Annotated in this window: 13 protein-coding genes; 4 read left to right on the top strand and 9 right to left on the bottom strand. The window is 68.9% G+C overall.

Annotated elements, in window-relative coordinates:
• Window positions 1-3: 3 nt before the first annotated feature.
• Entirely contained in the window at window positions 4-1782 is a 1779-nt protein-coding gene (locus HMPREF2924_RS02255) for an SDR family oxidoreductase (RefSeq protein ID WP_003130325.1), read from the bottom strand.
• Window positions 1779-2654, bottom strand: coding sequence for a M24 family metallopeptidase (locus tag HMPREF2924_RS02250; RefSeq protein WP_003091703.1), 876 nt, complete (start codon window positions 2652-2654; stop codon window positions 1779-1781). Before HMPREF2924_RS02250 ends, HMPREF2924_RS02255 begins: the two co-directional genes overlap by 4 nt.
• A 311-nt stretch (window positions 2655-2965) precedes the next feature.
• Here HMPREF2924_RS02250 and HMPREF2924_RS02245 point away from each other — a divergent pair, with 311 nt between their 5' ends.
• The gene (locus HMPREF2924_RS02245; RefSeq protein WP_003091701.1) at window positions 2966-3778 is read left to right on the top strand and encodes a MerR family transcriptional regulator; all 813 of its coding nucleotides are present in this window, start codon (window positions 2966-2968) and stop codon (window positions 3776-3778) included.
• 7 nt (window positions 3779-3785) lie between these two features.
• Here HMPREF2924_RS02245 and HMPREF2924_RS02240 read toward each other — a convergent pair whose 3' ends face one another.
• Window positions 3786-4700 (bottom strand): LysR substrate-binding domain-containing protein, encoded by a 915-nt coding sequence (locus HMPREF2924_RS02240; RefSeq protein ID WP_003110953.1) that lies wholly within the window; start codon window positions 4698-4700, stop codon window positions 3786-3788.
• An 88-nt stretch (window positions 4701-4788) separates the two neighbouring features.
• Here HMPREF2924_RS02240 and HMPREF2924_RS02235 point away from each other — a divergent pair, with 88 nt between their 5' ends.
• Entirely contained in the window at window positions 4789-5244 is a 456-nt protein-coding gene (locus HMPREF2924_RS02235; RefSeq protein WP_003091697.1) for a DMT family transporter, read from the top strand.
• Between the two features lie 230 nt (window positions 5245-5474).
• Complete coding sequence (locus HMPREF2924_RS02230) at window positions 5475-7553, top strand: phosphocholine-specific phospholipase C (RefSeq protein ID WP_003091692.1); 2079 nt, start codon at window positions 5475-5477, stop codon at window positions 7551-7553.
• A 57-nt stretch (window positions 7554-7610) separates the two neighbouring features.
• Here the strand turns inward: HMPREF2924_RS02230 and HMPREF2924_RS02225 are convergent, their stop codons facing one another.
• From HMPREF2924_RS02225 to HMPREF2924_RS02200, 6 genes are all read right to left on the bottom strand, one after another.
• Entirely contained in the window at window positions 7611-8111 is a 501-nt protein-coding gene (locus HMPREF2924_RS02225) for a hypothetical protein (RefSeq protein WP_003091690.1), read from the bottom strand.
• A 65-nt stretch (window positions 8112-8176) separates the two neighbouring features.
• Window positions 8177-8905 carry a hypothetical protein gene (locus tag HMPREF2924_RS02220; protein WP_003130333.1) on the bottom strand — a complete coding sequence of 243 codons (729 nt, stop codon included), beginning with the start codon at window positions 8903-8905 and terminating at the stop codon, window positions 8177-8179.
• Window positions 8906-9011: 106 nt separating this feature from the next.
• Window positions 9012-9782, bottom strand: a complete 771-nt coding sequence (gene phnE / locus HMPREF2924_RS02215; protein ID WP_003130334.1) for a phosphonate ABC transporter, permease protein PhnE — start codon at window positions 9780-9782, stop codon at window positions 9012-9014.
• Complete coding sequence (locus HMPREF2924_RS02210; RefSeq protein ID WP_003130335.1) at window positions 9779-10612, bottom strand: PhnE/PtxC family ABC transporter permease; 834 nt, start codon at window positions 10610-10612, stop codon at window positions 9779-9781. Before HMPREF2924_RS02210 ends, phnE begins: the two co-directional genes overlap by 4 nt.
• Window positions 10606-11409, bottom strand: a complete 804-nt coding sequence (locus HMPREF2924_RS02205) for a phosphonate ABC transporter ATP-binding protein (protein ID WP_003130336.1) — start codon at window positions 11407-11409, stop codon at window positions 10606-10608. Before HMPREF2924_RS02205 ends, HMPREF2924_RS02210 begins: the two co-directional genes overlap by 7 nt.
• Window positions 11406-12263 carry a putative selenate ABC transporter substrate-binding protein gene (locus HMPREF2924_RS02200; protein WP_003111582.1) on the bottom strand — a complete coding sequence of 286 codons (858 nt, stop codon included), beginning with the start codon at window positions 12261-12263 and terminating at the stop codon, window positions 11406-11408. Before HMPREF2924_RS02200 ends, HMPREF2924_RS02205 begins: the two co-directional genes overlap by 4 nt.
• Window positions 12264-12411: 148 nt before the next feature.
• On the opposite strand from HMPREF2924_RS02200, the gene HMPREF2924_RS02195 reads away from it, so the two are divergent.
• On the top strand, window positions 12412-13302 hold the full coding sequence (locus tag HMPREF2924_RS02195; RefSeq protein ID WP_003130338.1) for an NAD(P)-dependent oxidoreductase: 891 nt from the start codon (window positions 12412-12414) through the stop codon (window positions 13300-13302).
• Window positions 13303-13304 lie beyond the last annotated feature (2 nt).

The following is a 13304-nucleotide window of genomic DNA, read 5'->3' as shown; positions in this document are numbered from 1 at the left end:
CTCTCAGGAAGTCAGGTCGAAGCGCGCGAGAAACCGCGTGGCCCAGGGCGCGAAGCGCCATTGCAGGGCGCCGAGGTGCACCTCGCTGCCCACCGAGACCACCGCCTTGTTGCGCTCCACGGCGCGCACCAGCTTTTCCCCAACGGTGTCCGGGCTGAGCCGGCGTCGCTTGTAGAAGCGCTGGATCTTCGCCTGGCGCCGCGCCTGGCGTTCGGCGTCCATGCCGACGAAGCGGGTGGCCTGGACAATGCCGGTATCGACGAAGCCCGGGCACACCGCGGTGACTCCGATCGAACGTCCGGCCAGTTCCGCCCGCAGGCATTCGCTGAGCATCAGTACCGCGGCCTTGCTGGTGGCGTAGGCGGGGTAGTTGCGCGACGGCGCGAAGGCCACGCCGGAGGCGACATTGACCAGGTGCCCCGGCTTGTTCGCCGCGACCATCTGCCGGCCGAACAGGCGGCAGCCATCGATCACGCTCCACAGGTTGACCCGCAGCAGGCGCTCCCATTCCGCGGGCGAGGTGTCGAGCATCGGCCCAGCCATGCCGATGCCGGCATTGCTGACCACCACATCCGGGACTCCGAGGGTGTCGCGGACCCACTCGGCGAAGCGCTCCATGGCCTGGGTATCGCCGACGTCGACCTGGTAGGCATGGGCCGTGGCGCCAAGGGCGCGGGCCAGTTCGGCGCTGCGTTCGGCGGCTTCCAGGTCGAGATCGGCGGCGAGCAGGCTGGCGCCGCGCTCGGCGAAGCTGAGCAGGGTCGAACGGCCGATGCCGCCGCCGGCGCCGGTGACCACCACCAGCTTGCCGCTCATCGAGCGCGCGTCGGGGCGGACCTGTGCGCGTTGCAGGGCCGGCGGCGACTCGCCGGTTTCCTGGGCGTCGATGAACTCGCCAAGCCAGCCGGCCAGTTGCTCCGGCTCTGCCAGTAGTTGCCAATGGCCGACGCTCGCCTCGCGCCGCCACAGGCGTGGCGCCCACAGGCTGAGGTGCTGGAACAGCTGGGCGCCGACGTAACGGTCGCGGGTCGGTACGATCAGTTGCACCGGCACTTCGGTGTGGCGCTTGCGCGGACGGAACAGGCTGCGGATGAAGTTGCCGCGGTACAGCTTGACCCCGTGCCGGCCGTCGCTGGCCTGGGTCGGGTTGACCTGTGGATGGCGGACGCCTTCGGCGCGCTTCAGGAACTGCGGCCAGAGCCGGGCCAGGCCGACGCTCCAGAGCAGCTCGGGTACGACGGGGGTATGGAAGAAGGCGATGTACCAGGAGTGGAGCAACTGGCCGAATACCGCTTTCAGGGCCTTCGGACTGCGCTGCCTGAGGTGTTCGCGCATCCAGAAGCCGACATGGTCCAGGCAGGGCCCGGAGATCGAGGTATAGGACGCGATCAGCGGGCGGCACTGCGGATCGGTGACGCTTTCCCAGGTCTGGATCGAGCCCCAGTCATGGGCCAGCAGGTGTACCGGGCGGTCCGGGCTGGTGGCGCGGATCACCGCCTGCAGGTCTTCGCTGAGCCGCTGCAGGTGGTAGTCGCGGCTCCAGCGTGGCTTGTCCGAAGCGCCGGCACCACGCACGTCGTAGGCGACGATGCGGTAGCGCCCAGCCAGTTGGCGGATCAGCGGCAGCCAGGTCTCGTGGTTGTCCGGGTAGCCATGCACCATCAGCAGCGTCGGCTTGTCGTTGTCCGGCGCGCCCCAGCAATGAACCGCCAGGCGCACGTCGCCGGACTGCACGAACAGCCGTTCCGGCTGCAGGTCGGGGAGGGCGAGGAGCGCGTTCATGCGGCCTCCCGTGCTTGCGGCAGCAGGCCGCGCGCCTGCCAGCGGCGGACGTGCGGCAGGTCGTCGTCGAGCCAGTAGGCGTCGTCTTCGGTGACCACCAGCAGTTCCTCGAACTTGGCGCCCACCCCGCGTAGCCCCAGGTGCGGTTCCACCGCCCAGAGACCGGGCGTCGGCGGGTGCTCGGAGCGCTTGCCGCTGGACCACAGCGGCGACCAGCCTTCGCGCTTGCCGGTGACCAGCGCGTTGCGCGTCAGGGTGTACAGGTTGCGCACGCCGAAGCGCGCCACCGAGGGACCGCGGCGGTTGCCGAGCTTTTCCACGCGATGGGCGAGCACTTCGAAGGGATAGGCCTTGTGCCGTGGCAGGGTGCCCTGGATCACGCAGAGCCGGTCGACCGCCTGGCTGACTTCGGCCAGGGGGCGCCGTTCGCGGACCAGGTCGAGGATGGTGCGTCGGTGTATCAGCAGGTCGTCCATCAGCCGCTCCTGCAACAGGTTGTGGCCGAGCGCGCCGGAGTAGCCGACATCGGCGGTATAGGCGCCGAGGGTCGGCGCGCAGTCGAGGATGAACGGCATGCCTTCCTCCAGGCGCTGCTTGCCGGGGTAGAAGGCCAGGTTGAAGCCACCGAGATGACGCAGGCCGTCGAAGCCCTTGAACGAGGTGCGGCTGCCGAACCAGGCGAAGGGCTGGTGGAACCAGTCGTCGACGCCGTGATCCTGCAGCCAGGTCTTCATCAGCGCCGCGGCTTCCCTCTCGCTGATGCCGGCGCGCAGTTCGCCGTGGATGGTTTCGCAGCAGGTATAGGCCAGTCGCTGGACCTGGCGGAAGTGATCGAGATCGTCGGGAGTGGGTACCCAGGCGCCTTGGGACATGGCTCTCTCCAGGCTGGCTTGTCGTTATTGTGACATTGATCGATGGCATGGTTGATGCTGGCCCATAAGCAGGCGTTGCGCCAGCCCTGGGAAGTCTCTTCACGCCGGTGTTACGGCACTTGCTACCGGCGCCGGAAGGCCCGGGGCAGAAGGCTCGAGACGTTTCCCCCGGGTTGTGGCGGCGGTGCCGGAGAAGCGGCTGACCGACGAGTCCAGTCTTTGGTTGGCGCCCGCGCATCCCGACGCCGGCAAAGAGCGTTGCACCCCCGGAGGTTGTGGCCGTTCGGCGGGCCTCGTTATGATCCGCCTCCATGAGCACACCCCTGACCCTCCTGCAGCGCCTGCTGCAACGTGGCGAGCAGCCGTCCGCCGAGGATGCCCGCGAATACAGCGTCGACGAACTGGCGCGCGCGGCCGGCAGCAGCGTGCGCAACGTACGTGCCTACCAGGACCGCGGCCTGCTGCCGCCGCCGGAGCGGCGCGGCCGGGTCGGCGTGTATTTCGACAGCCATCTCAAGCGCCTGCGGCTGATCAACCAGTTGCTCGAGCGCGGCTATTCCAGCGCCAACATCAAGGAACTGCTGGAGGCCTGGGAACAGGGCCGCGACCTCGACCACGTGCTCGGCCTGGACCAGGCGATCATCGGCGAGTGGAACCTGGAGACGCCCGGCAGCATCGGCTTCGACGAACTCCGGGCGATCTTCGGCGACGAACTGAACGACCGGGTGATCGACAAGGCCCAGGCGCTGGGCCTGCTGCTGTTCGACGGCGAGTGCATGAAGATCCCCAGTCCGCGGCTGTTCCAGGCCGGGCTGGAGCTGTACCGCAGCGGCATCCCGCTGGAGGCGCTGCTCGATCACCTCGGCGAGTTGCGTAGCGACACCGAGCACCTGGCGGCGGGGATCGTCCGCCTGATCGTCACCCACCTGGTGGACGGCCGCGGCACCGACCTGCTGCCCGGGGCGCCGGACCTGCAGGAGTTGGCCAAGGTGTTCCTGCGCCTGCGTCCGCTGGCGGAACACGTGGTCCAGGTGGAACTGGCGCGCGGCCTCAAGCTGTCGGCCAACGAAATGCTCGGCGAGCGTGTCGGCGAGATGCTGCGCAAGCTGGAAAAGCCTTCCTGACTCTTCTTCAGATCTTCCGCGCCGCCGCCTGGATCTGTTCCCGCAGCCAGGCGCCGGCCGCTTCGCGCTCGGCGTCGCCGCGCCAGATCTGCACGTAGTCGAAGCGCGGGATCGCCAGCGGCGGCTCGCAGACCGCCAGTTCCTCGGGTAACCGCAGGCGTTCGAGGATGCGCTCGGCGATGGTCAGTACCAGGTCGGTGCCGGCCAGCAGCGCCGGGGCCACGGTGAAGTGCGGCAGGGTCAGCGCTACCTGCCGGCGCAGGCCGCGCTTTTCCAGGGCGCTGTCGACTTCCTCGGCCGGGTTGTCCTGTAGCGAGACGCGCACGTGGCGGGCCGCCAGGTAGCGGTCGAGGGACAGGCCGTCGGGGCGGTCGAACAGGCTGCGCCGACAGACGCAGACGAAACGCTCCTCGAACAGGCGCCTGGCGCGCACGCCCTCCGGAAGCAGGGGGAATACCCCCAGCGCGCAGTCCAGTTGTCCTTCGGCGACCTGCCGGGCGGTTTCCAGGCGCGGTTCCTGGACTATCCCGAAGCTCACCCCGGGCGCCAGCGCCTGTTGCTGGCGCAGCAGCGCCGGCAGCACCACCCAGGCGCCGTAGTCGGACATGCCCAGGCGGAAGTGGCGCCGGCTGCGCTCCGGCTCGAAGGCTGGCCCGCCGATCACCCCGCGCACCTGGTCGAGGCTGGCCTGGAGCTTCGGCGCCAGCTCCAGCGCCAGGCTGGTCAACTGCATGCGGCTTTTCACCCGCACCAGCAGCGGATCGCCGAACAGTTCGCGGAGACGCCCGAGGGCGTGGCTGACCGCCGGCTGCGACATGGCCAGGCGCTGCGCCGCGCGGGACACGTGGCGCTCGCTGAGGAGCGCGTCGAGCACCACCAGCAGGTTGAGGTCGATACGGCGTAGGTCATGAATCTGCTGCATGGAGGATGTACCAACTATCGATTTCCATTCGCGAAGTGGATAGCAAAAACTCCGCTCCAGAGGCAATGGCCGGAGGAGGAGAATCAGCATGCCCAATTATCTGATGGTACTGATGGCAGTTTCGGTGGGCGGCATGGTGGTGCTGCAGGCCGGCAGCAACGCCTTGCTCGGGCGCCTGCTCGGCCATCCGCTGAGCGCCAGCCTGACTTCGCTGGGCGTCAGCCTCGGGGTGGTCAGCCTGGGCCTGCTGCTGGTGCGGGTGCCGCTGCCGGCTACCGCCAGCCTCGGCGGCGCGCCCTGGTGGAGCTGGCTCGGCGGGCTGTTCGGCGCGGCCTACCTGACGGTGGCGATCCTGGTCGCGCCGCGCCTGGGCGCCGCCACTTTCATCGCGTGCGTGGTGGCCGGGCAGATGCTGGTCTCGGCGCTCTGCGACCAGTTCGGCTGGGCCGGTTTCCCGGTGCGCCGTTTGTCCTGGGAGGGCTATCTCGGCCTGGCGCTGGTGGTGGCGGGGGTATTGCTCCTGCAATGGCGGGGAAGAGCGTGAGGAGAGTGCCGGCGAAGGCTGTCAAGTGGAATCTGGCCTAGACCAAAATCTTGATCTGAAATTGTGACGAAGTTGGCATGAATAGTTGTTGCAAAGCGTGTTGAAACCAAAGCGTCTTTTTCCCTCACTAGCGTCGTCGGGGTTCGAACAGCTTGCTGCCGAGTGAGCCTGCGGGCGTCATGGATGCGCTCGGCAGCCCTGTGCCACACCCTGACCTGGTGAGTCCCCCGATGATTTCGAAAAGCAGAAGAAGCTTCATCCGCCTGGCCGCCGGTACGGTCGGCGCCACCGTCGCCACCAGCATGCTGCCGTCGAGCATCCAGGCGGCCCTGGCGATTCCCGCGCACCGCCGGCATGGCAACCTCAAGGACGTCGAGCACGTGGTGATCCTGATGCAGGAGAACCGCTCCTTCGACCACTATTTCGGCACCCTCAAGGGCGTCCGCGGCTTCGGCGACCGCATGGCGATCCCGCTGCCCGACGGCCAGCGGGTCTGGCACCAGAAGGGCAGCAAGGGCGAGATCCTGCCCTACCACTTCGACACCAGCACCACCAGCGCCCAGCGCGTCGACGGTACCCCGCACACCTGGCCGGACGCCCAGCAGGCCTGGAACGAAGGGCGCATGGACAAGTGGCTGCCGGCCAAGACCGAGCGTTCCCTGGGCTACTACAAGGAGCAGGACATCGCCTTCCAGTTCGCGATGGCCAACGCCTTCACCATCTGCGACGCCTATCACTGCTCGTTTCAGGGCGGCACCAACCCCAACCGGCTGTTCCTCTGGACCGGCACCAACGACCCGCTCGGCCAGCATGGCGGCCCGGTAACCACCAACGACCACGACAGCAACGGCCCGGTGGAGCAGGGCTACACCTGGACCACCTATCCCGAGCGCCTGCAGGCCGCCGGCATCACCTGGCGGGTCTACCAGGACATGGCCGACAACTTCTCCGACAACCCGCTGATCGGCTTCCGCCAGTACCGCGCCGCGGCGCCTGACTCGCCGCTGATCGTCAACGGCCTGAGCACCTGGAAGCTCGATGCGCTGAAGCGCGACGTGCTGGCCAACAGCCTGCCGCAGGTGTCCTGGATCGTCGCCCCGGCCAAGTACTCCGAACACCCCGGCCCGTCCAGCCCGATCTGGGGGGCCGAGTACACTTCCTGGGTACTCGACGCGCTGACCGCCAACCCGGAAGTCTGGAGCAAGACCGCGCTGCTGGTGATGTTCGACGAGAACGACGGCTTCTTCGACCACATCGCCCCGCCGGCCGCGCCGAGCCTGAACAAGGACGGCACGCTGCGCGGCAAGACCACCGCCGACGCCACCCTCGAATGGCACACCAAGGGCGATATCCGTTATCGCAACCAGCCCTACGGCCTCGGCCCGCGGGTGCCGATGTACGTGATCTCGCCGTGGAGCAAGGGCGGCTGGGTTAACTCCCAGGTGTTCGACCACACCTCGGTGATCCGCTTCCTGGAGCAGCGCTTCGGGGTCATGGAGCCGAATATCAGTCCCTGGCGTCGTGCCGTCTGCGGCGACCTGACCTCGGCGTTCAACTTCGCCAACCCGAACAACGAGCCGTTCCCCGAACTGCCCGACACCAGCCAGGCCGACGCCATCGTCGCCAGCCAGATCAAGCTGCCGAAGCCGAAGCCGCCGGCGGTGGCCGCCATGCCTAAGCAGGAAATGGGCATCCGTCCGGCCCGCGCCTTGCCCTACGAGTTGGGCGTGCATGCGCGCTACCGCAGCGGCGGAGACGCGCTGAGCCTGACCTTCGCCAACACCGGCAAGGCCGGCGCGGTGTTCCAGGTGTTCGACCTGCTCGACAGCGAGAACCCGCCGAAACGCTACACCGTTGGCGCGCGCAAGCGCCTGCACGACAGCTTCCAGGGCGACGCCAGCGGCGACTACCACCTGGAAGTGCACGGTCCGAACGGTTTCCTCCGGGTCTTTCGCGGCAACCTGCGGCGCGATCTGGCGGAGCGCAAGGCGCCGCTGCCGGAAGTGCGGATCGACTACGAGCCGCTGTTCGGCAACCTGCGCGTGCAACTGATCAACCGTGGCCGCCATCCGGTCAAGCTGACGGTCAAGGACAACGTCTATCGCCAGGGCGAGCGGCGTACCGTCAATGTGCCGCCGGGACAGCGTCGGGAAGTCCGCTATTCGCTGCGCAGCAGCGGCAACTGGTACGACTTCAGCGTCAGCGCGCAGGGGGCGGACAGCTTCCTGCGGCGTTTCAGCGGTCGCATGGAAGATGGTCGCTCCGGCTTCAGCGACCCGGGCATGGGCCTGGGCACGCTGACCTTCTGACCCGGACGGCCGCGCCGGCTCCCTGCAATGGGGCGGCCGGCGCGGACGGCCTGCGCCCTAGTCGAGGGGAACCGGGTAGAGGGTATTGAGGATCCACTTGCCGTCTTTCAGGACGAAACCGTACGAAATCTCCTTGGCCATGTACGTATCCCAGCGCGTGCAGACGCCCTGGCCGTCGGCCTGCTTGCAGGAGTAGGCATCGATCTTGCCCATGTGCAGCTTCTCCAGGGAAACCACCTGGAACTTGCTGTTGCCGCTGCAGGCCACCGGATTGTCGATGTATCCGTACTGGCGCCAGGCCGCGTCGTAGTTGCCTCTCGACTTGAACAGGGTCTTGTCTTTCTGCGACGAGCCGGACGGCGGCGTCATCCCGTAGATGTGCTGGGTCACGTGGCCGCCCATCGAGGTATTGCGCGTGGCGTCGGCGCTTTGCTGCACGCTGGTGATGTCGCGGCAGGCGGCGGCGTTGGCCGAGGAGGCCAGCAGCAGAAGGGCGGAGAAACCCAGGCCGGCGACGCACTGGCGTGCGTCGGGGCGGGGCAGTGAAAAGCGGTTCATCGGCGGCTCCTGTGAGATGGATTGCTTATGAAGGAACGCCGCCGCGCAGTTTTCGTGAAGATGCCTCAGTCGCGATAGCGCGGCGGCGGCGCGTAGCCGCCGCCGTTCCGGGCGTCGGCGGGAAATGCCTGCGGTCCGTCGGCCGGCGCCTCGCGACCGCTGGCCGGAGCGTCCAGCTCGAACAGGGCCACGCCGATCACGCCGAGGTTGCGGCTGTCGCCGGCCGCGCTGTTGCTGGCGTAGGCATCGTCGGGACTGGCGAAGCGGAATGCCGCGACTTCCCGTTCGCTCTTGCGGAAGCCCTCGATCACCAGGTTCTCGCCCGGTTCCAGCACATAGCCGCGGTTCTTCAGGCTGCCCGGCTGGCCGTTGAGCACGTCCAGGCCGTCTACCGTGGCGACCACCTCGTAGGTCGCGCTGCCGAGGTTGTTCAGCCACAGTCGGTAGCGCTGGCCTTCACGACCCTGGAGTTGCAGGGTGCTGCGGTGCTGCACCAGGTCGAACTTGCCGCCATCCTCGTCGAGTACGGCGAAGCCGACCCGGCCCTTGGCCAGGGGCAGTTCCTTGATGGCACGTCCATCGAAGCGGCTCGCGCTGTAGAACACCTGGCGGCGATCGACCGGTTGCTCCGATAGACGTCGTAGGGCCACCGAGGTGACCGGCGAGGCGACGCCTTCGCCCCATTGGGTGCCGAGCCGCTGCTCGGTCGGCGCGCCGGCCTGCTGTTGGGGCAGGCTGCAGCCGCCGAGGGCCAGCAGGCCCAGCAGCAGCGCGGATAGCAGTGGTGTACGCATGATTTTCCTCTCCCTGGATGAGCGGAGGCGCAAGCCGCCTCCCCGATGTCTCTGACCGTCGATGATGGCCGATCTTCGACGGGATTCGGAAATTTCCTAAGGGAGGTTATTGACTGACCCAGCGCTGCCGGGCCCAGGCGCTCAGGCTGTCGACCCAGAGCACCAGGACCAGCATGGCCAGGATCACCGTGGCGGCCTGGGCCTGCTGGAACAGGCTGAGGCTGAAATAGAGCATCTGCCCGAGCCCGCCGGCACCGACGAAGCCGAGCACGCTGGCCATGCGGATATTGTTCTCCCAGCGGTACAGGGTATAGGCCACCAGTTGCGGCCAGACCCCCGGCAGGGTGCCATAGGCGAATGCCGCGAGGCGTCCGCTGCCGGCCAGGCGCAAGGCCTCGGCGGGCTGCGCCGGGGTGTTCTCCAGGGCTTCGGCGAACAGCCGGCCGAGCACGCCGCCGGTGTGCAGCGCCAGGGCGAGGGTCCCGGCGTTCGGCCCGAGCCCGGCCGCCAGCACCATCAGCGCACCCCAGACCAGCTCCGGCACCGCGCGCAGCGCATTGAGCAGGAGTCGCGCCAGGCTCTGCGCCGGCACGCCGAAGCGACCTGCCGCCGGCAGCGCGAAGAGCAGGCCGAGCAGCGCCGCCAGCAGGGTGCCGATGGCCGACATGGCCAGGGTTTCCAGCAGCCCGCGGCCAATCGCCCGCAGGTGCGGGGCGGACAGGTCGGGCGGGAAGAACTCGCTGGCGTAGGCGGCCATCTGGCCCAGTCCCTTGCCGCTGAAAAGACCTGCGGTGTCCATGTCCAGGTAGGCGAACGAGGCGCCCACCGCGGCCACCACCAGCAGCGGCCAGAGCAGCAGGCGCCAGGTCCGGCTCATGCCAGCCTCCCGCGCAGGAAGCGGCTCAGCAGGTCGGCGAGGAGGACCAGCAGGAGGAAGGTCAGCAGGATGCTGGCAACCTCGCCGCCGGCGAACATCCGCAGCGACAGGTCGATCTGCTGGCCGAGGCCGCCGGCGCCGACGAAGCCCATCACCACCGAAGCGCGGATCGCGCACTCCCAGCGATAGACGGTGTAGGAAATCATTTCCCCGGCGGCGTTCGGCAGCACCCCGTAGGCGAACGCCGCCAGCCGCGATCCGCCGCCCAGCAGCAGGGCGCGGGTGGGGCGCGGATCCACCGACTCGAAGATTTCCGCGTAGACCTTGCCGAGCATGCCGGCATAGGTGATGGCGATGGCCAGCACCCCGGCGGTGGGCCCCAGGCCCACGGCGCGGACGAACAGCAGCGCCCAGACGATTTCCGGCACGCTGCGCAGGAGGATCAGCAGGCCGCGCACCGGCCAGCGCAGTGCCCGTGCCCACCAGGCCGGCAGGCCGCCGCGCGGCAGTGCCGAGAGTGACAGGGCGCGGGTCGCCAGCAGTGCGGCGGGAAACGCCAGGAGCCAGGCCAGGGCCATGCCGGCGGTGGCGATGGCGAGGGTTTCCAGGGTTGCGCGGCCGAGCAGGGCGAGGAACTCGGGATCGTGCGCCGGCGGCCAGAAGCCGGCGAGGAAACCGCCCATGGTGCGCGCGTTGTCGCCGCTGAACAGGCCGGGGATATCCAGTTCGCTGAGGCGCAGCCCCGGCCAGAGCAGCAGCAACGCGGCCAGGGTCAGCAGCAGGCGCGGTAGGGCGGCGGGGTCGCGCGGCGGAGAAGCGGCGTTCAGCATCGTGGGATGTGCACCACGGCGGGTTCGCTGGCCGGGCTGGCGCGCTCGGCTTGCAGTTGTTCGTTGGCGTAGAGGGCGTCCAGCGCGGCGCGGTCGACTTCGCCGGCGGGCAGGTCGAAGGCGATGCGTCCGGCGCGCAGGCCGATCACCCGGGGGAAGTGTTGCAACGCCAGCTCCACCGCGTGCAGGCTGGCCAGCAGGGTGCTGCCGCGCGCGGCGGCCTCGCGGTTGAGCAGGGCCAGGGTATGGCCGGCGAGCACCGGGTCCATGGCCGAGACCGGTTCGTCGGCGAGGATCAGCTCGGCGCGCTGGTAGAGCACCCGGGCGATGCCGACCCGCTGCAACTGGCCGCCGGAAAGCTGGTCGCAGCGCTGGAACAGCTTGTCGCCGAGATCCAGGCGTTGCAGCGCGTCGTGGGCGCCGGCGCGGTCCAGCGGATAGACCAGGCTGGCCAGGCTCTTCCACAGCGGCCACTGGCCGAGGCGTCCGGCCAGTACCGCGCTGGCCACCCGCTGCCGTGGCGGCAGCGGCGGCGCCTGGTGGACCAGGCCGATGCGCGCGCGCAGGCGTTGGCGGGCGGCGGCGGATAGCGCCCAGGGCTCCTCGCCGAGCAGTTCGACACGGCCGGCGCTGGGCTGCCATTGGCTGGCGAGCACCCGCAGCAGGCTGGTCTTGCCGGCGCCGGAAGGTCCGATCAGGGCCACCCGTTCACCGGCGGCCAGGCGCAGGCGGATGTCGGCGAGGGCGCGTTGGCCGTCGGCGTGGACCAGGTCCACGCCGTCGAGGCTCAGGCTCACTTCAGCAGGCCGGCGGCGCGTGCGGACTCCTCGATGCCCTTGTAGTTGTCCGGATTGGTCTCGATGAAGCGGCTGGCGGCCTGCAGGTCGAGGATCTCCTTGTCGGCCGGTTTCGCCGGGTCGAGGGCGAGGAAGGCCTGCTTGATCTTCTCGGCCAGGGCCGGGTCGAGGTTGCCGCGCACGGTCCAGTTGTAGTCGTAGTAGGTCGGCGTGGTGGCGAAGACCTTGACCTTGGCGGTATCGACCTTGCCGCTGTCCACCAGCTTCTGCCAGACCGAGGCGTTCAGCACGCCGGCGTCGACCTTGCCGGCCTGGACCCAGGCCGCGGTGGCGTCGTGGGCGCCGGAGTAGGCGACGCGGGAGAAGAACTGCTCGGGGACGATGCCGTCCTTCTGCATGAAGTAGCGCGGCATCAGGCTGCCCGAGGTGGAGGAGACCGAGCCGAAGGCGAAGGTCTTGCCCTTCAGGTCCTGCAGGGATTTCACCTGGGGATCGGCCGTGATGAATTTGCTGGTGAACTGCTGGTCCTGCTCGCGCTGCACCAGGGGGATGGCGTTGCCGGTCTTCAGCCGCGCCTGGACGAAGGTGAAGCCACCCAGCCAGGCCATGTCCAGGCGGTCGGCGGCCAGCGCCTCGACCACCCCGGCGTAGTCGGCCACCGGGACGAACTTCACCGGCATGCCGAGTTGCTTCTCCAGATAGGCGCCGAGCGGCTTGAATTTGCGCAGCAGTTCGGTGGGCGCTTCGTCGGGGATCGCCGAGACCTTGAGTTCTTTCAGGGCTTCGGCGTGGGCGAGCGCGGCGGACAGGGACAGGGCGATGCCGGCGGCGAGCGCCAGGGAGCGTTTCAACATGGGAGAGTTCTCCGGTTCAATGGCGGAAAAAACCCGGGGAGTATAGTGGTGCGCGGCCCGCTTGGGCAGCCGTCGCGGCGTTGCTCGCCGGCGCCTCGCGGGTAATATGGCGCTCCCCGTGCCCATTCGTTGCGTATTGGAGTCCGCCATGTCCGCTTCCCTGCCTTCCCTTGCCTTCGCCGGTCTCGGCCTGATGGGCGTGCCCATGTGCCGCCGGCTGCTGGCCGCCGGCTATCCGCTGGCGGTGTGGAACCGTTCGCCGGGCAAACGCGAGTTGCTCGCGGCCGAAGGCGCGAAAGCCGTCGAGGTCCCGGCCGAACTGGCCGCCGACGCGGAAATCCTGATGCTTTGCCTGGCCGATACCGCGGCGGTGCGCGAAGTGGTGTTCGGCGCCGGCGGCATCGTCGAGAACGCCAGGCCCGGGCAGTTGCTGGTGGATTTCTCCAGCGCCGAGCCGGCCGCCACCCGCGAGATGGCCGCCGAGCTGGAGGCGCGCTGCGGCGTGCGCTGGGTCGACGCGCCGGTCTCCGGCGGCACGCCGGGCGCGGAAAGCGGCAGCCTGGCGATCATGGCCGGCGGACGCGCAGCGGATATCGAGCGCCTGCGGCCGGTCCTCTCCCAGCTCGGCCAGCGCCTGACGCGCATGGGCGAGGTGGGCGCCGGGCAGGTGACCAAGGTCTGCAACCAGATGATCGTTGCCTGCAACGCCCTGGTGATCGCCGAAGTGGTGGCGCTGGCGGAGCGGGCCGGGGTCGACGCCAGCCTGGTCGCTCCGGCGCTGGCGGGCGGCTTCGCCGACTCGAAGCCGTTGCAGATCCTCGCCCCGCAAATGGCCGAGAGCCGTTACGAGCCGGTCAAGTGGCACGTACGGACCCTGCTCAAGGATCTCGATACCGCGGTGAAGCTGTCCCGCGAGCAAGGCGCGGCCACCCCGATGAGCGGGTTGGCCGCGCAGTTGATGCGTCTGCACGGCAGCCAGGGCTATCTCGAACGCGATCCGGCGACCCTGGTGGAGCAATACCGGACCGCCGCCGAGTGAAC

The sequence above is a fragment of the Pseudomonas sp. HMSC063H08 genome, from assembly GCF_001813645.1.
Taxonomy (GTDB): Bacteria; Pseudomonadota; Gammaproteobacteria; order Pseudomonadales; family Pseudomonadaceae; genus Pseudomonas; species Pseudomonas aeruginosa.
The sequence above is the reverse complement of the archived record's forward strand: the minus strand, read 5'-3'. Positions and strand labels throughout refer to the sequence as shown.